We start from the raw sequence: 19,826 nt of genomic DNA on the forward strand, positions 1-19,826 counted from the left end.
ACGAACAGGACATGTCGGGCGTGCGATCGCGCCGGTGTGCGCGCCTGATGCATCGTAAGCGTCCAGTTCTTCCGTCTTGAATCGATCCACGGGATCCTGCATCGTCCCCACGATGGAGGATCGTGGGGACGATGGATCGAGTGTCGACAACTATCGAGCGGCCGCGCCGCAGAGAGTACAGCGCCGAGTTCAAGGCGACGGTACTGGAGCAAGCTCGCCAGCGTGGGGCTTCGGTGGCCGGCGTGGCGCTCAGCCATGGGCTGCACCCGAACATGGTGCACAGATGGGTCAGAGAGGAACGTGAACGCCAGACGCGGGCAACGCAGCCCGAGGGCCGTGCGTTTATTCCACTGCATGTTCAGCCTTTGACACCAACCATGCAGCCAGCCGAGGCGGTGCCATGCGAGACGCCAGCTCCGGCAGCACCCGACGCCATCCGCATCGAGATCCAGCGCCCAGGCGGCACGCTGGTTGTGCACTGGCCTCTGTCAGCGGCACAGCAATGTGCTCAACTGCTTCGGGACTGGCTGCGATGATCCGCATCGACGCGCTGTGGTTGGCCGTCGAGCCCATCGACATGCGTGCCGGCACCGAGCGGCTGCTGGCGCGCGTGGTGCAGGTCTTCGGCGCAGCCCAGTCTCATCACGCCTACCTATTTGCGAACGCCCGCCACACCCGCATCAAGCTATTGATACATGACGGCTTTGGCGTGTGGTGCGCGGCGCGCCGACTCAACCAGGGACGCTTTGTCTGGCCTGCGGTACAGGCCGGCGCCACCGGCGCACAACTGACGCAGGCGCAGTTCGACGCCCTGGTCCTCGGCCTGCCTTGGCAGCGCCTGGAGGACCTGCGCGCCATTACGCGGATATGAGGATGATCACGGCGCGTTGACAGCATAAATCCGGATGGTGGTAGTGCCCGGCGGCTGGCACGATGGTTCCATGCTGAACCTGCGCCAACTACAAGACCAAGGCCTTCAGGACCTCGCGCCCGAGGACGTCCTGGCACTGGCGCAGCAGATGCTCGCACACATCCAGCAGCAGGAACGCGAGATCAAGCTCAAGGACGTCAAGATCGAGAAGATCACCTTCGAGCTGGCGCGACTCAAGGCCTGGAAGTTCGGGGCCAAGACCGAGGCGATGAGCGCCGAGCAGCGCCGCCTGTTCGAGGAGACCTTGGCGGAGGACGAGGCCAGTCTGCAAGCGCAGTTGCAGCAGGCCAAGGGCGAGCCCTCTGTAGAAGACAACATCAGGTCCAAGCGCAAGCCCCGTCGCCAGCCACTGCCGGCCCATCTGCGCCGAGTCGAGCATCACCACGAACCCGAAGATACTCACTGCCCAACACCGGGCTGTGGACGGACCATGGTACGCGTGGGTGAGGACGTCAGCGAGAGGCTAGATATCGTGCCGGCGGAGTTCTTCGTGCACCGCCACATCTATGGGAAGTGGGCCTGCCGATGCTGCCAACGCCTGGTGCAAGAGCCTGTTGAACCGCAAATCATCGACGGTGGCCTACCAGCAGCCGGTTTGGTCGCACACACGCTTATCAGCCGCTTCGTCGACCATCTGCCGTACTACCGGCAGGAGACGATCAACGCCCGCTCGGGCGTACACACGCCGCGCTCAACATTGGCTGCCTGGTCCGGGCGTGCTGGTGCGGCGCTGGAACCGCTCTATGAAGCGCACAAGCGCTTCGTACTTGCAGCAAGGGTTCTGCACGCCGACGAGACGCCAGTGGCAATGCTCGACCCGGGAGCCGGCAAGACCAAGCGAGCGTACGTCTGGGCCTATTCGCGCGGCGCCTTCGATCCACTGCCTGGCGTGATCTACGACTTCTGTACCGGTCGATCGGCGCAGTACCCGATTGCCTTCCTGGGAGGTACCAGCGAAGACGGCAACGAGCGATGTTGGCAAGGTACCCTGGTGCGCGACGAATACGCTGCCTATGACAGCGTGTTGCAAGCCTACCCCGGTCGCAAAGCCGCGGGATGCCTTGCTCATGCCCGGCGTCGGTACGACGAACTGCTACGGAACCAGGGCAGCAGCACGGTCGCGCCAGAGGCACTGCGTCGCATTGCGCAGATCTACCGTCTTGAGCGAGAGCTCGCCACCCTGAGCAGCGAGCAACGTCTGGCCAGAAGGCACAGCGACACCAAGCCACTGTGGGAGCAACTGCATGCCTGGCTGCAACTGGAGCGGTCACGTGTGCCTGACGGCAGCATCACAGCCAAGGCGCTCGACTACAGCCTCAAGAACTGGCCGGCGCTGACGCAGCACCTCCTCGATGGGGAGGTCAGTGTGGACAACAACAGCCTGGAAAACTTGATCCGTCCATGGGCCCTGGGACGCAAGGCATGGTTATTTGCGGGCAGCGAACTGGCCGGTCAGCGCGCCGCGGTCGTGATGAGCCTGGTGCAATCAGCCAAGCTTCAAGGACACGATCCGTGGGCTTACCTCAATGACGTGTTGACCCGCCTGCCCACCCACCTGAACAGCCGCATCGACGAGCTGCTTCCCCACAACTGGCGTCCCGCACGCTGAGCACGTCTGCTCTCTCACAACCGTTCCCAACCGGAAAGGTGGGACGGCGAGACGCTTACGATGCATCGACGCTCTGACACCCTGTATTAGGACGCGATGATTGCGGCGACGGCCCAGGAGCACCAGCTCACCGTTGTGACGCGTAATGCCAGCAATTTCGCAGACTTCGACGTCCCGCTGTTCAACCCTTTCGACGCCGCTCGGTGATCATGCCGAACCCAACCACGACCCCGCTTTACGGTTACGAAATCGCGCCCCGCCTGGCGGAGTCGGGCGGCGGCTTCCGCCTGCGCCTGCTGCAGGACGGTGTGGAGGTGGGCGGCGGGATCTTTCCCGCCGATCCGGACGCCGACCCGCAGGCGGGCATGGCATGGTTCAACGCGCTCACCGAGTTGGAGCGCGCCGAGTGGGTCGCCCGTGCCGACAGCGCGCGCCCCTCCGAGGCCTGGGCGGCCTTCTGAGAGCCATCGCTTACCGCGATGCGGAAGGCGAGGCGCAGGCCTGGCTCGCGTCCCGGCCGCACGCTTAAGCAAAACGCCCCTGGTGCGGGGCGGATGCTCGAACCACACTGGAGGACGGTGGATAGAGATCAACATATTGGCGCGGGGGACACCGCGTTGCAGCCAGAGGGGAGGATGTCAACGGATACGTCAACCATCACAGCTGTGCCTCAAGGACGAAACGTGAAGTCGGATTCTTCTTTGCCGTGCTGATTCGCAACTGTGTGCGGGCGCGTGTCACTGCTACATAGAACAGCCGACGCTCTTCCGACTCGGTGCTCTTCTCATCCGGCACCACCGTTTCTTCAGCGCGAATGATCCATACGCGATCCCATTCGAGCCCCTTGGAGCTATGCATAGTGGTGAGAATGAGCGCATCCGGCGCGGGCTCATTGTTGTCGCGACGAAGAAAGTCCAGGCGCTCGGAGAACGGGCCATTCAGGCGTGTGAGCACGTCGTACGTCGTAGTGATTGCCCGCTTGGCCTGGTCTACATCAGTGTGCTGGATCATCCACTCCCGGACGCCCTCCAGTACAAGCGAATAGAATTGCCGGTCGCAGAGGGACCGCCATTCCCCAAGCCGCTTCATCAGCTCGCGGTACCGGTCGGCGGAATTCTCAGACAGGCCCATTTCGAGCAACTCCTTCTTCGGGCGTTGGTCCGTACTCACGCGACCCTTGCGGTGAAGGAGTTTGAGTTCCTGCGTACCGATCCGGGCAAAGGAGAGCAGGGCGTCGACCCCGGCCGTCCTGGTCTTCTGCACCAGTTCAAGCAGGTTGCACATCAACGCTGCCTCGGGCCGGCTCAGAATCGACTTGCCGGACGCCCGGTAATACTTGATGCCGTGCGATCGGCAGACGGCTTCCAAGGGATCGAGAATCCGGTTCGTCCGCGCGAGTACTGCAGTGGACTGGCCTTCCCGAAGCGCCGGCGCAAGGTACTCCATGGCGGCCACCGCCTCGGCGTACTCATCCGGATAGCGCTGGAACAGCACCTCGCCGCCCGGTCCCTTGTGCGCAACCAACTCCTTGGGAATCCGGTCCCGGTTGTGGCGGATGATCCTGTCGGCCGCGCCAAGTATCTCGGCGTGACACCGGTAATTGTTTCCCAGCACCACTGGCTGCGCCTCGAACTGGCGGATGAATGATTCCATGCCGCGGAAGCCCAGCGCCGAGCGGAAGCCGTAGATGCTCTGATCGTCGTCACCGACTACAGTCACGATTGAGCCGGCCTGGGCGTGCAACGCGATCCACTGGTACTGCAGTGGATCGGTGTCCTGGAACTCGTCAACCAGCAAGTAAGTTAGCGGGTAGGGCGCGATGGTGCCGCGTTGCATGCCGTCGACCGCGAGGCGCAACATGTCCTGAAAGTCGATCTTCCCGTTTCGTTCCAGTGCGTCCTGATAGCACTGATACAACAGCGCATCAGGCGTATCCGCCTCGACCTGCCCGAAGTTCGTCTTGATGGCCTCGATGGCTGCAATGGCGTCTTCCACCTTCCAATCCAGCCCTGTGTCCGCGAGAACCTGGATGAGCAGGCCTGTGCGGTCGCCATCGGTCGCGATGTCAGGCGCGCTCTCGCCGCCTCCGCCCAACTGTCTGTACGCGAGTGAGTGAAACGTACCCGCGAGCAATCGCTTCTTGGCGCCCGGGCCGGCGAGGGCCAGGATGCGTTCGCGCAGCTCAACCGCAGCGTCCTTGCTGAACGTCACCGCGCCAACCGTTGCATCGGGCTCGCCGAGGAGCATTGCCGCCTTGGTGGCAATGGTCTTGGTCTTGCCGGCGCCCGGACAGGCCACCGCGACGCAATGCCGCCGCAGCTCCACCACTTCGCGCTGCGCCGGATTCAGTTCATCCAGCATGAGCCACCTGTTCGTCGGGGTAAAGGATCACAACGATATGATCCTCCGCGCCGCGCCAGTGGATCCCCTCGTCGTCGCGGATCACAAGCGTGCCGGACTCATCATCGTGGGAAATGACCAAGCCTTCGCCGAAAGATGCGACATCGGTCTGGAATTCCACGGTAGCGTTCACAAGGCTCATGCTGGAGCAGTAGGTATTGAAGAAATTTGCCGCCCATCGGGGCGAAGGGCGGTCAGGCATCACTCAGACGCCGCGAACCGTCGTCATCAGCTTCAGGTGAGTCATGTAGCTGCGCAGGCCGAGGGGATGGAAGGTGCGCAGGAATCGCGCGACTTCGTCGTTGATGTCGGACTGGTCGCGAATGCCGTTCCAGACCATAAAGTCGAACTGGTCCATGGCGCGGTCGAACTTAGCGAGGAGGCCCAACACCCGCATCGAAAAGCGCGAGTAAGCTTCCACCGTCAGGTTCAACGAAGGCAGGGTGACGGTCGGCTCAAACACGATATCGTTTTTCGCACGCATCTCCGCCTCCCGTTGCGTGCGCAGTGCCTCGGCGACTCGCAACTGCTCGTCGACATAGTCCTCCAGCCTGGACAGCGTGCGCTCGAAGTAGTCTTCCAGCGTTGCCAGCTCACCCTTGGCAAACGTGCTGCTCCCGAAGCGCTGCAGGTTGATGCTCATGCGGTTCATGAACGGCCACCACTGTTCGAACAGCGGGCGCAGACGCGTGTGATTGAGCTTGATGGCGACGGGCACGACGGCCGCGCCGGCAAGTTGCCGCGTCAGGATCTGGCTGCCGATCTCACGGCGGCGACGAATGATTGCGGCGCGGTCCTCCGGCTTCAGGTCGCGAAAGCGCTTGCGCGTGTTGGCGACCTCGGCCTTCTTTTGCTCTGCTTCCGCAGAAGTGATCAGGCCTTCTTTACGCAGAGTGTCGGCTGCGGCGTCCATCTCCAGCAGCTCGCGCTCGAGCGAACCATCGTCAGCGCCATCGGTCGTGCCCGTTGCGGCGTCAGCAGCGTCTGCGGTAGTGACGTGAGCCAGAGTGTCGGCCTCGGCGGCGAGCAGAGGATCGTCCTGCTGCGTCACAACGGCGGTGTCGGTGATGGTGGTCATGCTGTTTCTCCTGAAAGGACCCCCAAAATGGGCGATCCGCGTTGAATGTATGAAAGTGAGGTAGAGCAGATGAGTACGGCTATCGGTTCACGTGAAACGACGCTGCGAGGCGCCAGGACAGGCCGCCTACGCCGGCGACGGCAAGCGTCCATACCCATGCCGGCAGCGACAACGGCAGAAGCATTGCCACGGCACTGAGGCCCATCGCCGCGAGGAGGCCATGCGCGGCCAGGTGAAAGCCAACGGGGCTTGCGACGCCGGCGGCGGCTGCCCGGATGCGCCGCTGGACCGCGCCGTCGTTGAGCATGACCCCCGCAAAGATCACCGCGCCCCATCCCCAGTTGCCAGCAATCGTGGCCCGATACACAGCCCGATACAGCTCCATCCAGAAGCGCTGCATCCATCCCGCGGCAAAGCCGGCCGAGCCACCGTCGCCGACCACCGACTGGTTGTTGGAACCAGCAAAGGAGCGTCGGATCAAGCCCGAGTCGACAAACCACTCGCGAAAGCGCTGATTGGCGCGATCGGCTAGCGCAATTGCTCGATCTTCCCCAAAGACTGATTCGACAGACGCCTGTTCGGCGGCGTCAACTTCGAACCGCGCGCTTTCCGGCAGGAGGGGCACGAGCGTAGCCATCAGTACTGGCGTGACGACCAGCCACAACCGCATGTGCGAAACGAAACGACTGTTGGACATATCAGCGCAGCAGGGTATTGAGCACGAGACACGGAATCGCGAGGAAGGCGAGCAGGCCGCCCCAGAACAGCGCGGGGCGGGACTGCTCGACTTTCAGCAGCGCCATGGCGAAAGCATGGCGACCGTTGGCGAAGATCTCGGGGACCACCGCATTTGGCTCGCTGGAGCGGACCCAGGTGCGCATGTCTTCTACTTCGTCGGCCGTCACGCGGGCGAGCCTAGCGATGAGCGAGTTGGCTACAGGCATCGTATTCCTCGAAATAGCGGCGGAAGGTCGGCCCCTTGAGCACGCGCGCGGCCAGCTGAAAGGCGGCACTGCGCGGTGTGATAGGCTCCGGACAGGGCTCATCGACCATACGGCATAGATAGCCCGGAGCCTGGCGCGCCTCGAACAGAGGGATCGGCTCCAGGAACGGGGCCCAGACCACGTACTTCTCGCCTTTGAAGGCCGCGTAGCGCTTGGCATACAACTCGTGCGAGCGGCCAAAGAGGCCGCGCATGAAGGCGATGTTGCCGGAGCCCGCTTTGCGCTCGGCCTTGTAGCCAGCCAGCGCATCTACCAGCATTTCCTTCACCAGCGGCTCGTCGCGCACGATGAAGTTCAGGCCGATGAAGTCGACGAGACGGGTGCAGACGTCGTCCAGCTCCGGGAAGCAAATGAACACGGGCGACAGCTTGGCCGAGAGCTTGTGCTCTTTGACGATCTGGCGAAACAGGCTGGTCATGCGAACTTATCCTTCGATGATGGGAATGCGACCCTGGTAGACGGAGCCACCGGAGACCCGCAGGAAGTACTGGAGATTGGGCAACTGCGTAATCAGGCGCACGGGAATCAGCGGAACCTTCTCGAGCTGCCGGGAACGCGACACCGACCCGCTGAACTCGCCCACGTGGGCCTCACTGCCGGTGCTCGTCGTGCTCGACTGGACGATATTGGTGATTGCGGTTTCGCCTACCTTGTCCGAGAACCACTGCGCCGTGTCGGTGTCTTCCAATCGTAAGATGATCTGATTGTTGAGGTTCGCCAAAACCTGCAGCATTTTTGCTGCGTTTCCGAGTTTGGCCTCCAGATCGGACCGGCTCTGGAAGGCGACGAAGGCCTTGAAGCCCGCGCCGCGCCCCTTGTTGAGAATCTGGATCACTTGCTCGTTGATCGCCTCGGCCACCTCGTCAATGATGAGGACGACACCGGGCGGCTTGTCGTAGAAGTTGTAGATGGTGCCGGCCACCGAAGCGATGTCGGACAGGATCATCGAGGCGATAGCCTTGGCGACAATGCTGTTGGACATGGAATCAAGCCCGACGCACAGCACCGCCTTCTGCTTGATGATCTTGTCGATGTCCCAGATTTCCCGATCGTCCTCGAAATCGTCCGCCTTGGGCGCGAGCATCAGGCCGGTCTCGCCGGTGGCCAGCATCTGCAGCAGCGGCAGCGCCGATGCGATGATGCGCATGTAGTGCTCGCGGTCATGCGTAAAGGTGGAAACCAGGCCATCGATCGACTCGTGCCCGTGCCCGACATTGGCGAACCGCTGCAGGTAGAGCTGCACCATGCCGTCAAGCACCGTTGCGCCGCTCTTCTGGCCGAGCTTCTGCATGAAGCCGTTGACCTCGTCCTCCCAGTCGGCCAGGCCTTGTTCGGGGAAGAAGCGCTTGAGGCAGCGCTCCAGCAAGTTATTGATGCCGGACTGCGCGTAATTGAGGATGGAGCGCAGGTTCGGCTTGTCGCCGACGTACAGCTCGCCTTTCACCGCCCGGTCGATGAAGAGAAAGGCGAAATCGCGGAACGGGCCTTCCTCCATCAGCTGCGCGATTCGACTGGGGATCTCCGAAGGCTGCGACCAGTTCTCCAGTGGATTCAGACGAATTGACTCAGAAGGCGCGGCCTGCTTCCAGTACAGGAACTTGCGTCCGGTCCGCTCGCATTCGCGTTTTACGCGGTCCTTCAGGTCCCGGTCGTTCTTGGGATCAATGATGATCAGCACGTCTTCGGCGTTGTGGATCACCTGAGTTGCGATGACCTCGTAGGTACGTGTTTTACCCGCGCCTGTTGTGCCGCCGACGGCCGTATGTCCGCCCAGCGCTTTGTAGTGTAGCGGCACCGGAACCTTCTTCGGCTCCATACCGTGAATCCACGACTGGCCTTGCGGAGTATGGTCGCGGATGCTCTGGGGAGGGCCAAACCTGGCCTCGATCGCGCTGCTGACCTTGGGCGGCAGCCACCGCGGAAGCCCCGGGATTTCGGACGACGGCATGCGCAGGATGTCATGCGCGATCTGACAATGCTTCTGTGTCCACTCGAAACCCGTTCCCAGATACATGGCATCGTCGCTCTTGCGCAGCTTGGCGCTTTCAGAGAGCAGTTGTTCGATGTTCACCTTGGCGAGCCATTTGGTCGAGATGGCCATGCGAAATGACAGTGCTCGCCAGACCTGGGTGCTTCGCCAAAGCAGCATCGCTCCGCATGCGGCGGCGAAGTATCCTGCATGGGGCATGCCGGACGCAGCAATTAGAGGAACACTCCCGGCCCATCCGGCAGCGGCGCGCGCCTCGAACATCGGGCGAAAGTGGTTGATGTACTTGGTCATGGACTCAGGCAGGTGTGTTGGGCCGCGGCAGGATCAGCGTGCCGATGCGTTCGTGCAGGATCAGATCCGTCCCCTGCAGGGCGTACAGCAAGGACAGCTTGCGCAAGTTCTCGATCAGCGTGTCGCTGGCGATGCCGTAGTTGCCAACCATCTTCTTCGGCAGAACGAGTCCCTTCTCGGCCCATAGGACTTTTACCTTTCCGGCGGTGACGTCCTGGGCAAGAGCGCGGAAGAATTCGCTCATCATGCGCGAGCCGCCAAGGAGCGCGGCGAACGGGTCCGGTGCCTCGCGGCGCGGACGCCCCAGAGACGCCGCATCGATGGCGGGCGCCGCGGGTGCATTTGGTGCCGGGACTGGTTCGGATGCCGGGGCGGCTGGCGCCACCGGAGCGTTGGCCGCGCCGGGGAGCGGAGCAGGATCGGCGGCTGGCGGCTGGAACAATGCAGCCGCGGCCGCTGCCGCGCTAGGTGCAGGAGGAACCGGCTCATGGACGCTAGCCGGCACGAGGGCCGTGGCACTGGCTACAGGCGAAGCGAGGTTGACGGCAGCCGCCATTTGGTCGGCCGAGGGCGGCACGGTGGTATCGGGAGCGAACACAGCGCGCCGTGCCTTCTGTTCATAGTCCCGAACGGCGGCGACGGCCTGACGCACGATCTTGTGCAACTGGGCTTCGAAGCCGGTCGGCATTGGCGCGGGATTGATCGCGCCGAACAGTTCGGACAGCACGGGGCCTTCTAGCCATGACAGAGCGTCGGCGCCAAGGATCGAGCGGGCCAGCAACGCGCTGCGCATGCGTTCCACCGGCAGCGCCGCTTCGAGGCGGATGACCCGGTAGGGATTCCCGTCGAGCCACGCGTGAAACGCACCGTGCGCGGCCGGCATCCACTGCTCGCCCGTATCCTCGCGAACAAAATGGAAATGTCGGCAGGGCTCATCCAGCCACGTGCAACACGCGGCCAGGAAGAGCGCATACAGGTATTGCGGCTCCAGCCGGCGACGACGCTCCGATGGCTGATCCGCGGCAAACTTCTGCCCGCCAGACAGGCGCATTGCAAAGTAGGCCGTCTCCACCGTAGCGCGGAAGGCGCCGCCCGGTTCCGCGTGCTGCGCCGGCTGCAATGGCATGGTGGAGAACCAGTTGGCGCAGGCGCACAGGACCGATAGCCACTTGGCTTCGAAATCGGCCGGGTTGGCCTCGTTGGCATACTGCCGAATCAGGGCAATGCGCTTGTCGTGCGAGGCCAACAGGACGTCGGCGTCCTGGGGTAGGTGCTGGTTCATCATCCGCCCGCCATTTTCTTGCCAAGATTCCAGCCGCCGCGCGCGATCCCGCTCATGGCCGAGCCACCGGTTGCGCCGGATCCGCTACCGAACACTGCTCCGGCAAACTTGGGAATTTCAAGCGAGACGAGAAACAGCATGATGGCCATCCCCAGAGCGTAGGCCGCTGCTGCGACGGTATCGGTGCCGATCTCGTTGACCCTGCTCAGGTCCGGTTCCATGGTGCCTCCGACCAAATTGGCGAGCACTGCTGCGATCACGGTGTACATGCAACCGCCAATCATGAAATCGAGCCACGACATGAAATAGCGCCGCGTGTAGTCGGAGAGGGCGAGTGCAACAGCGAGCGGGCCGAGCACGATGCCGACGGCGACCTGGATTTCACCGAGAATCATGAAGAAGGCGTAGACGAATGCCGTTAGCGCCACAACGATAAAGGCGAAGAACAGCAAGACGGCACTGACGATCCCTTGCAGCAGCTCACCGGCCTTGATGACGCGCCACACGGAATCCCAGAGCTTGCCTGCGGTCACGGCCAGCGTCGTCGCGGCGCTCAGCTTGTCACTGCCGCTGAGGCTCGCGGCCAGGGTCTTGAACCACTCATACAGGCCTTGGGAGAAGCTGTCGTAGGCGAGGTAGATGGCGACGAAGATGCCCACCACTGTGATCGTCTCGATGAGTCCTACCCACGCGCCAATGGGGTGCATGGCGGCCATGAAACGGAAGCTCGCCAGCGTGAGCGTGATGACAGCGAGGGCGAAGGCCAGCTTGTCGGCCTCGGGCGATACTTTGTGGCTCAGACCGATAGCGGACGGGATCAGGCCGCCGGTAATGTTGGTCGCCTGTGCAACGGCCTGCTTCAGGCCCTTCTCTGCACTGTTGGTTGCGGCAGCCGCGGAGGTGTCGGTTTGAGCGAAGGCGCCGTGAGAAACCAGCCACAAGGCGAAGAGGCACGCCACCAGTGCTTGAAGAATGTGCTTCAATGCCATGGCGTTGGCCTTACTTCCGGAACACACGCGATTCCAGCTCCCGCAACTGGGCATCCCGGTCGCGCTGCAGCTGGTCGGCGTTGTTCGTGCGCTCGGTTTGCTCGGCATTCGTCTTTTGGTCCTTGACGGCGTCGGCCTGGGTTTTGGCGCCGATCAGCTGGAGCAGGTCGGCATTCTGGCCGGCCATCACGTCCAGCATCTGGTTGGTCAACTGAGCGGTTGCCTGCGAAGTCTGATTCAGGTTCAGATCCGACTGCAGGTCACGCCGGCGCTCGGCGAGCTTCTTGTTGTTGGTCGTGACGTCCTGACCAAGGTCGAACAGCCGTTTCGCTGTCTTGTCGCCGGTGGCAAGCAGGGTGCGCTGGTCGCGGAACCATTGATCCGGCGTCTTGCCTGAAGCGGTGACCAGGCCCTGTACGTTGGAGAGAAAGTCGGCGGTGTTTGTCACGCTGCCATAGAGATCTTTGACGGCGTTTCCATATGCCTGGTATCGCGTGATGTCCTCCTGGATACCCTTGGCCTGCGCGGCCATCGCAACCGGATCCAGGCCGACCGCCTGTTGCAACTGATTGAGCATCATCTTGCTCTGATAGACGATGTTCGTGTTCTCGTAGATCTCGGTCTTGAGCGCCTGAGCGGCGGTCATGGTGTTCTTGATGAAGTTGGCCGCGTCAAACACGGGCATGCCACCAGCGTGCGCGAGGGGCGCCGTCAGGAGAGATGCCGTGACGAGCGCGGCAGAGAGAGCCATTTTCATGGGTGCGTTCCTGAGAGAGGGGAGGGAGTTCACTAGCCGCGGGCCAGCACTTCGCGCACATACCGCTCCTGCCAGTCGGGCAGGCCGCTTGCGTAGTGGCGATCGAGGACATCCTGCGCATAGCCGTCGGAGCGAAGCATGGCCACCATCTCCTTGCTGAACGCGGTCTGAAGCATCCGACTCTGGCTTCGGGTGGTCCAGTAGTAGTCCCGGTTCGGCACTGCCTCGGCAATCAGCTTGGTTTGATCCAACGTGAGGCCGAACACGTCGCAGTAGAGGTCCTTGCTCGTCACGGCCTGGCTGTTGGGCAGGTAGATGATGTTGGCGATGTTGTCCTTCAGGATCTCGAAGTCGGCCACGCGCGCAATTTGCTGCAGCGACTGCGTTGCCATCCAGATTGCGCCGTTGAGCTTGCGGATCGTGACGATCCAGGTTTCCAGGCGCGTGTAGAAGCGGGGATTGGTGAAGAAGAACCCGGCTTCCTCCACTTCGATGATGGTGTAGCGCGTGCCCATCGACTGGCTGATGCGGTAGAACGCATAGTCCATGAACAGGGCTGCGGCGCGGGGAAAGTTCGAGAACAGGTCGCCCATTTCGATCGAGAGATCGTCACTGACCTCGAAGGCGTCCTCGACGTGATCGAAGAAGTGGCCGTATTGCCCACCCTTCACCCAGATCTGCAAGCGTTCACGCAGCGTGGCGTGCAACTGCGTGCACAGATTTGAGAGCGTCCAGCGCTCCCGAGGAAAGCGCGAGAGAATCTGGACGGCCTGATAGAGGTCCGTGCGCTGTTGCGGCGTGCACCGGAAGTCTTCGTCCTCGATGGCGAGCGCCAGCCAGTCGGCGAGGTAGGCGTGGTTGGTGGCATCACCGAGCAGGGACAGCGGATTGGTCTGGGTGGCGGCCTGGAAGCGGCCAGTCACGTCAACGAACTTTCCTCCGGCCAGAAGGGTCGGGATGCGGGTTGAACGGTCCTTGTCAAATCGGATTCGACGGGCGCCCTGGCGGCCCGCCTGCGTGACAAGGAAGTTGAGAAAGACGGACTTGCCGGCGCCGATGGGGCCGAGCACAAGCAGGTGACCGTTCCCACCCGGCTGGTGCATGTCCACCCGTTGGGACGTACGGTGGCCGGTCGGCAAACAGGTCAACGGTGGCGTCTCCCGCCCCGACAGGTTGGAAAGCCAGTTGTTGCGGGTTGGGCCGGGCCGCACGGAGCGTAGTGGCGCGATATCGGAGACCGCCGGGGTCTCCACGAACTGGAGGCGGCGCTGTTTGTCCCAACGACCGGGAAGGGTACTATTCCAGGCTGGCAGCAGATTGGCCTTCTCACGAATCGGGGCGAAGCCGGCGTTGGTGATGGTGCCCACCACCTCGCTCACGGCATCCTCGCATTCAGCCTCGGTGTCGCCGTAGACGATCACGGAGATATTGACGAAGCCATGCTGCTGGCCCTCGGCGGTCAGGCGGCGCAGAGCGTCACCTGCCTCCGCGGCCAGTTGCTTGCGTCCCTCGTCGTTCTCCGCCTCTTCCTTGGCTGCTATCTGCTTGATGATCGACCAGAGGTTGAAGCTCGCCATCTTGTAGAAGCGACGAATCTTCTCAATGTGGCCGGTGGCCTTATGGGTATCGAGGAAGCGATAGAGAATGCAGACGTCAAGTTCGACGTCGAGCTGCGTGAGCGCATCGAGCGCCGCCTCCTGAAAGCCCATCCATTCCTTGATGGCGACGATGGCGGCGAAGCGCTTGCCGTGGGCCGACTCGAAGTAGAGCTTGTCGGCGCCACAGGTGACTTCGGATTCCGTCAGGTGGGTATCCAGCAGCGTGACGGGGAAGCGCACCAGGCGGGGCGGCACGGTGGGGTTGGCCGTTTGGTGCAACGCGGCCAGCCCTTCCTGCATCGAAAGGCGTGAGAGCCCAAGCTTGGTCGCACCACCGGTGAAGGCGTCGAGCATGGACTCGAAGCGCTTGGCGTCGGCCTCGGTCCGCTCCAGATCGAAGGCAAAAGCGTTGCGGGCCAGCAGCACGTCCTTGGCGGTCTCGAACGCGGCGACGGCCACATTCTTTCCCCCCTCCGTCATGTGGTACGCCATGCGCTCAAAGATCTTGTCGATCCCGTTCTCGGGCGTATAGGCCAGTGCCAGCGAGTGCGAGTTGTGGAAGTACCGGCCGCTGGCCATGTTCTCGCGGTTCAGCGCATCGAGCCGCGCGTCGGAGGCGGCTGGGAAGGTGCCTTCAATGTACTCGCGCGTGCGGCGATGGCGTAAGCGCCACCAGGCGGTGATGCGGCTGTCAAAGCTGCGGCAGGCCTGGTCGAGTTGGTCGCGCGCCGCCGACACGTCGTTGGCGTTCGGGCTGTCCGCGTCGATGCCGTGAAACTCATAGGTCGCAAGCAGCGAGCCATCCTTGTTGAGCACCAGATCTGGGGTGACGAGTGTCATCCACGGTGCAATCTCTTGCATAGGGCGATGCTTCAGCATGGCAGGTCGCTATCGAAGCCGTACGGGCGGCGAAATCGGGGGCTGAACTTGCCATGCCACGGCAACGGCTTGTACACGTCGCCGTAGTGGTTGTAGGTGTTCAGCACGAGGTTCCACCATGGGTCGCGGGTGGTGAGCCAGCGCAGGAACAGGTGCACGCACAGCCCGAGCAGGAAGAATCCGCCCATGGTGACCACGCCGCCCGAGTAGGTGGCGTAGCACAGCAACGCTGTAATGGTGCCGTTGGCGATGGCGAGGCCCCGAACCGCGCCGCCCATCATGCGGGGCAGGGAGAGGGAGCGGCTGACGGTATGCTGGCGCATGATCAGCAGTACGCGGTGAGACCCATGTTCTTGGCGATCGGGATCGCGGCCGCGGCAATGCCTACGCCGACGATTGCCGTCATGACAATCTTGACGATGGTCGATTCGGAATTGGCGATGCCGATTGCGCCAAGAATGATGACGACGACGCCGATCACGAAGAGCACCGGGCCGCTCACCAAAGCCATGATCGCGCAGATCATGTTTGTGAGGCCGCTGAATATCCCAAGGTCGGCTGCAAGGGCGCTCTGCGCACTCAAAAGCAGCGCGGCTCCTAGCACAAGGGCTGCTTGTTGCGAACGGATGCGGTTGGCTCTGGCTTGTAGCAGGGACAGCGATTTGGATCGGAACATGGGTTGTTGCACTCCTAGTTAGAAAACACGTTTGACGACATAGTCGTTTTGGTCGAAGCCTTGGATCTCCAGGATTTCCGATACGTGCCGCATCTCGCCGGTGCGGCGCATGTGCAGGACGTATTGAAAGCATTCGGCGATGAGCTTGCGCATGTCACTGAGCTCCCAGCGGGAGCCGGATGGAATGCCCAGCATCGCCATACCTTCGAGGCGCGACAAGGCGGAGCGGGCGTTGTTCGCGTGCAGAGATGCCATGCCGCCGTCGTGGCCGGTATTGAGCGCTTGCAGCAGGTCGTAGGCTTCGCCGCTACGGACTTCGCCGACGAGGATGCGATCGGGGCGAAAGCGCAGGGATAGGGCAACCAACTGTTGGGTGGTCACGCGAGTGTCCGTATTCGAGAGCAGGCGCACCTTGTTGGGCACCGACATCTTGAGTTCCATCGTGTCTTCGATGGAGAGCACCCGCTCGCTGTGGGGAATCTCGGCCACCAACGCGTTGAGCAGCGTCGTCTTGCCCGACGAGGTCCCGCCCGCGACCAGAATGTTCTTGCGCTGCCTGACCAATTCGGTGAGGGCGTCCTTGAGCGCATCGTCTTCCAACGCCCCGTTGAAGATGGGCTTGTCGTTGGCAGTGCTGCGCGCCACTCTCGAGGAGAAGGCACCCATCTCGACGTAGTCCGCGAGCGACAGGTTCTTCTCGCGATGGCGACGGATGCTGAGGGCGTTGCCGTCGATAGCGGTCGGCTGCATCACAGCCGCAATCCGCATGCCCTGATAGCCGGCGTTTATGATGCCCTGGTCGGTGCCGCGTACGGCGGACTTCTGCACTGAGGCGGCGAGTGCGCGGATCGCGCCTTCGATCATGGCCGGATCGAGCCGAATATCCAATTGCTGGAGTTCACCGTGTCGCTCGATCCACACGCTGTCGGCATGATTGATCATGACCTCGGCAATGTCGGGCGCTTCGACATAGCTTTTGATGGGACCAAGCGCCTCGAAGAACATCGCGACCGCGCTCGCTTCGAGCTGGTCGAACTGGAGGGGGGAATGTGCGGTCGTTTCAGACATGCCGCTATTGTTCTTGTTCGGCGTGTCTGTGTGCGGCCAAAAGGTATGCGATTTTCGCGAGCTTTCGATTGCGGATGGCTCCTTATCTAAGCGGGCTACCGAGCGGCCGCCAGGTGGGCGAGCACGTGAGTTCACCCTATTTGCCGTAACGGATGCAAAACCGCTCTCTCTTCGCTAATAGGGTGGAATCATGTGTCCGGGGGTGGCCTTGCATCCTCGGTAAAGGAGGCCGCGGCATGAACGCTTCAATCGCTTGTGATATTTCCACGCTGGATCACCCGTTGATTTAAGAAAAATTGAAAGCTGTTGAAAATCGTATAGCTTTCGAGGTGCAGTAGGTCGCGATTCACTGGTTCAATTAGCGGCATCCAAACGGGGTGTCGCATGCCACTGTTCTCACGTAGCAATCAAGCCAAGAAGGATCTTTCGCCCGCTCCCGGCATGTACGCCGGTGACGATGTCACGCAGTTCCTTTTCGATCGTACGGCGCGCGTCGCGGTGGAACGCAATCACTGGAAGCTGGCCGCGCTTGTTGCTGCCTTGGTCGCCATTGCAGCGGTAATGACGCGCCAGCCGCCGGAACCTGTGGTGCGGGTGGTCGGCGTATCGGGCGACGCCAATGGCAAGCCGGTCGCGCGTGAGCTGGAGGCCTACCAGCCGAAGTCGCTGGAGATTCAGGTCGCGTTCCGTGACCTGGTCACGCGCATGTTCACCATCGAACCTGTGCTCACGGCGCAGATCGAAGACTCCCGCATCTTCCAGAACATCAATAGCGCCAAGAAGCAAATGGTGGGCGCGGCGCGTGAGCAGTTCGAAAAATGGTTGTCCGAGGACGCGCCATTCCGAGCCATCGCCCAAAGCCCGACTCTGGTGCGCGAGGTCCAGGTCACCAATATTGCCTTGCTGCCCGACAACACCGTGGCAGTGGAGTTCGTCACATCCACCCGAGATGAAGGATCGAAGCCGCGCAAGCAACGCTACGCGATGACCTTTCGCTACCAGATCGACCCTCCGAAGAGCGACGCGGCCCTCACTGCCAATCCGTTCGGCATCTACCCCGTCTTCTTCAGCATCCAGAAGTCCGCCGCCTGACCATGTCCCAGTCCCTGCGCTCCACCCTTACCGTTGTTGGCCTGACCGCTGTCATTTGCCTGGCGTTGTCGGCGAGGCCGGGATTCTCTGCCGAGAAGCCGTCGCGCAAGGCTCCGCCGCCGCTGCCGACGCTTGGCATTGGCGACATGGCTGACGCTATGAATCCGATGAATCCGTTCAACGGCGGTACCGAGCCGGTAGCCCTACCCGGCGATTCGCGCCTGGTGGTATTTCCGTACAGCGCCGATCAGATCTTCCGCGTGCTGACGGCTCCGCTGAAGGTGACGACGATCGAGTTCGCCGCGGATGAACAGATCGTTGGCGACCCGGCGTGGGGCGAGAACATTCGCTGGAGCTTCGATACCGACGGCGCGAATCACCTCTACGTGAAGCCGCACGCCGCGGGGTTGGTGAATACCTTGTCGGTCAACACCAACAAGCGCAGCTACGAGTTCACGCTGGTCTCCTCGCCGCTCGGCGGAATCTTCTACCAGAAGGTGAGGTTTCGTGTGCAGGCGCCGTTCGGCGCCAAGGCCAAGGCGCGCAACGACGTGGAGGGGCAGGAGAGCGAACGAGGCAGCGGCGGCGTGGCTCCCGATGCTGTCGCCGTGTCGCCGGACAAGCTGAACTTCGACTATGGCGTGTCGGGCGACGCGAGCTTCAAGCCGGAGACCGTCTTTGATGATGGCAGATCGATCTGGATGCGTATGCCGAAGGCGACCGAATGGCCGGTTGCGCTGGTGAAGGATGGTAGCGACTACGTAGTGGCCAACTTCATCCGGCGTGGTGACTTCCTTGTGCTGCAGCGCCTGGCCAATGAGGTTGCCCTGCGCTCCGGCGACACGGAAATCATCGTGCAGCGCGGCAAGCGCCGCTTCCTGGGTCTCTTCTGAGCGAGGCGCACCGTGAAGCCGCAATCCGTAACTGACGTCTCTGACGCCCAAGAGCGCCTGACCAAAGGGAAGGTGCCGCGCAACATCGTGATCTCCCTTGGCGTGGTGGCGGCCGTGCTGGTGGGCTCGCTCGGCTACTACTACCAGAGCGGCATGGAGTCGGAGCTGGCCAAGCAAGCCGAAGAAAAGAAGGCCAAGAAGCTACAGGAACGCACCAGCAACCCGGACAACGGAGGCCTGGACCAACTGATCCGCCAGCAGCAGGAAGAGGCGCGCAAGCAAGCCGAGAAGCAGAAGGCCGAAGCGACCTCGCCTGAGGCGCCGAGCAAGGGGCCCGTCATGACGGCCAAGGACTTCGTTCAGCCAGCCGCCAGCACTGCTGCGCAGGATAGTGAGTTGGCAAAGGCCAACGATCTGGACAACGTCATGACCTCGCCCATCTTCAAGGCCGATGGCAAAGCCCTGCGACGGGATGCGGGCAAGCGCTTGCCGGACATGACCGGCGTGGTGGACCCGGCCACGATGCGCGCACAGCAACAGGCCGCTGTGGCGAACATGGATGGCGTTGGTGGCGCCGGTTACCCGGGCGGCATGGGCGGCATTGGGGTGGGAGCCCATGGCGCAGCACCGGCCGGCCCGACCTCGAGCGACAAGGAGTTCTTGCGCGGCGCGGCGGCCACAGGCTTTACCCGCACCGGGTTCGCCGGAACGTTGGCGCCTTGCACGGTGAGCCAGGGCTTCATCATTCCCGCCACCTTCGTTGGGGGACTGAATTCGGACAAGCCGGGCGAGTTCCGTGCGGTCGTATCGCAGGATGTGTACGACACGGTTCGTGGCAATTGCAAAGCGATTCCAGCGGGCTCGACGCTGGTCGGCACGTACAGCAGTGACATTGCCATCGGGCAGGAGCGCATCCTGGCCGCCTTTGTTCGCATGCAGCTGCCAAATGGGAAATGGGTGCCGCTGCTCGGCATGGGCGGCGCAGACCCGAACGGCTACGCGGGCATCAGCGGCGACGTCAATAACCACTTTTTCAAGATCTTCGCCGGGGCGCTGATCATCGGAGTGCTGGAACAGCACTTCAACGATTCGAAAACAGCGACCACGGTCGGTCCCAATGGACTGACCACCTACGGGAACACGGCAGGGCAGGTGGCCGCTCAGACGGCACAGACGATCCTGAACCGGAACCAGAACATCCGCCCCACGATTACCACCAAACCGGGCCAGAAGCTGCTTGTGCAGGTCAAGCACGACATCGTCCTGGAGCCGTACCGTGACTAAGTTTG

21 protein-coding genes are annotated in these 19,826 nt (G+C 62.4%); 7 read left to right on the top strand and 14 right to left on the bottom strand.

Features of this window, described 5'->3' with window-relative positions; translation table 11 throughout:
* Positions 1–140 precede the first annotated feature (140 nt).
* From tnpA to LDO29_RS20910, 4 genes are all read left to right on the top strand, one after another.
* On the top strand, positions 141–536 hold the full coding sequence (gene tnpA / locus LDO29_RS20890; protein WP_224081653.1) for an IS66-like element accessory protein TnpA: 396 nt from the start codon (positions 141–143) through the stop codon (positions 534–536).
* Positions 533–871, top strand: coding sequence for an IS66 family insertion sequence element accessory protein TnpB (gene tnpB / locus LDO29_RS20895; RefSeq protein ID WP_224081654.1), 339 nt, complete (start codon positions 533–535; stop codon positions 869–871). The genes tnpA and tnpB overlap by 4 nt, the downstream gene beginning before the upstream one ends.
* Positions 872–941: 70 nt before the next feature.
* Complete coding sequence (tnpC, locus tag LDO29_RS20900) at positions 942–2,540, top strand: IS66 family transposase (RefSeq protein WP_224081655.1); 1,599 nt, start codon at positions 942–944, stop codon at positions 2,538–2,540.
* Positions 2,541–2,749: 209 nt separating this feature from the next.
* Positions 2,750–3,001 carry a hypothetical protein gene (locus tag LDO29_RS20910; RefSeq protein ID WP_224081656.1) on the top strand — a complete coding sequence of 84 codons (252 nt, stop codon included), beginning with the start codon at positions 2,750–2,752 and terminating at the stop codon, positions 2,999–3,001.
* A 196-nt stretch (positions 3,002–3,197) separates the two neighbouring features.
* Here LDO29_RS20910 and LDO29_RS20915 read toward each other — a convergent pair whose 3' ends face one another.
* The 14 genes from LDO29_RS20915 to LDO29_RS20980 all read right to left on the bottom strand — a co-directional run bounded on the left by LDO29_RS20915 (position 3,198) and on the right by LDO29_RS20980 (position 16,552).
* Positions 3,198–4,901, bottom strand: a complete 1,704-nt coding sequence (locus LDO29_RS20915; protein WP_224081657.1) for an ATP-dependent helicase — start codon at positions 4,899–4,901, stop codon at positions 3,198–3,200.
* Positions 4,891–5,142, bottom strand: coding sequence for a hypothetical protein (locus LDO29_RS20920; protein WP_224081658.1), 252 nt, complete (start codon positions 5,140–5,142; stop codon positions 4,891–4,893). The genes LDO29_RS20915 and LDO29_RS20920 overlap by 11 nt, the downstream gene beginning before the upstream one ends.
* Before the next feature lie 3 nt (positions 5,143–5,145).
* Positions 5,146–6,018 (bottom strand): ATPase, encoded by an 873-nt coding sequence (locus LDO29_RS20925; protein ID WP_224081659.1) that lies wholly within the window; start codon positions 6,016–6,018, stop codon positions 5,146–5,148.
* Between the two features lie 79 nt (positions 6,019–6,097).
* Positions 6,098–6,715, bottom strand: coding sequence for a DUF4400 domain-containing protein (locus LDO29_RS20930; protein WP_224081660.1), 618 nt, complete (start codon positions 6,713–6,715; stop codon positions 6,098–6,100).
* Between the two features lies 1 nt (position 6,716).
* Positions 6,717–6,962 (bottom strand): hypothetical protein, encoded by a 246-nt coding sequence (locus LDO29_RS20935; protein ID WP_224081777.1) that lies wholly within the window; start codon positions 6,960–6,962, stop codon positions 6,717–6,719.
* Entirely contained in the window at positions 6,934–7,440 is a 507-nt protein-coding gene (locus LDO29_RS20940) for a hypothetical protein (protein WP_224081661.1), read from the bottom strand. The genes LDO29_RS20935 and LDO29_RS20940 overlap by 29 nt, the downstream gene beginning before the upstream one ends.
* A gap of 6 nt (positions 7,441–7,446) precedes the next feature.
* Entirely contained in the window at positions 7,447–9,303 is a 1,857-nt protein-coding gene (gene traD, locus LDO29_RS20945; protein WP_224081662.1) for a conjugative transfer system coupling protein TraD, read from the bottom strand.
* 4 nt (positions 9,304–9,307) lie between these two features.
* Positions 9,308–10,588 (bottom strand): TraI domain-containing protein, encoded by a 1,281-nt coding sequence (locus tag LDO29_RS20950; RefSeq protein ID WP_449720082.1) that lies wholly within the window; start codon positions 10,586–10,588, stop codon positions 9,308–9,310.
* The gene (locus tag LDO29_RS20955) at positions 10,585–11,574 is read right to left on the bottom strand and encodes a type IV secretion system protein (RefSeq protein ID WP_224081663.1); all 990 of its coding nucleotides are present in this window, start codon (positions 11,572–11,574) and stop codon (positions 10,585–10,587) included. The genes LDO29_RS20950 and LDO29_RS20955 overlap by 4 nt, the downstream gene beginning before the upstream one ends.
* Before the next feature lie 10 nt (positions 11,575–11,584).
* Positions 11,585–12,331, bottom strand: a complete 747-nt coding sequence (locus tag LDO29_RS20960; RefSeq protein WP_224081664.1) for a conjugal transfer protein TrbJ — start codon at positions 12,329–12,331, stop codon at positions 11,585–11,587.
* 32 nt (positions 12,332–12,363) lie between these two features.
* On the bottom strand, positions 12,364–14,808 hold the full coding sequence (locus tag LDO29_RS20965; protein ID WP_224081665.1) for a VirB4 family type IV secretion system protein: 2,445 nt from the start codon (positions 14,806–14,808) through the stop codon (positions 12,364–12,366).
* Positions 14,802–15,131 (bottom strand): conjugal transfer protein, encoded by a 330-nt coding sequence (locus LDO29_RS20970; RefSeq protein WP_224081666.1) that lies wholly within the window; start codon positions 15,129–15,131, stop codon positions 14,802–14,804. The genes LDO29_RS20965 and LDO29_RS20970 overlap by 7 nt, the downstream gene beginning before the upstream one ends.
* Positions 15,132–15,133: 2 nt before the next feature.
* The gene (locus LDO29_RS20975; protein ID WP_224081667.1) at positions 15,134–15,484 is read right to left on the bottom strand and encodes a TrbC/VirB2 family protein; all 351 of its coding nucleotides are present in this window, start codon (positions 15,482–15,484) and stop codon (positions 15,134–15,136) included.
* 18 nt (positions 15,485–15,502) lie between these two features.
* Entirely contained in the window at positions 15,503–16,552 is a 1,050-nt protein-coding gene (locus LDO29_RS20980; RefSeq protein ID WP_224081668.1) for a CpaF family protein, read from the bottom strand.
* Positions 16,553–16,936: 384 nt separating this feature from the next.
* On the opposite strand from LDO29_RS20980, the gene LDO29_RS20985 reads away from it, so the two are divergent.
* Genes LDO29_RS20985 through LDO29_RS20995 form a run of 3 tightly spaced genes read left to right on the top strand, consistent with a single transcriptional unit; the run spans position 16,937 to position 19,821 of the window.
* Positions 16,937–17,644 carry a type IV secretion system protein gene (locus LDO29_RS20985; protein ID WP_224081669.1) on the top strand — a complete coding sequence of 236 codons (708 nt, stop codon included), beginning with the start codon at positions 16,937–16,939 and terminating at the stop codon, positions 17,642–17,644.
* 2 nt (positions 17,645–17,646) lie between these two features.
* Complete coding sequence (locus tag LDO29_RS20990; protein ID WP_224081670.1) at positions 17,647–18,537, top strand: TrbG/VirB9 family P-type conjugative transfer protein; 891 nt, start codon at positions 17,647–17,649, stop codon at positions 18,535–18,537.
* A 12-nt stretch (positions 18,538–18,549) separates the two neighbouring features.
* Positions 18,550–19,821, top strand: a complete 1,272-nt coding sequence (locus tag LDO29_RS20995; protein ID WP_224081671.1) for a TrbI/VirB10 family protein — start codon at positions 18,550–18,552, stop codon at positions 19,819–19,821.
* Positions 19,822–19,826: the final 5 nt, after the last annotated feature.

Source organism: Cupriavidus laharis (assembly GCF_914271435.1).
Taxonomy (GTDB): Bacteria; Pseudomonadota; Gammaproteobacteria; order Burkholderiales; family Burkholderiaceae; genus Cupriavidus; species Cupriavidus laharis.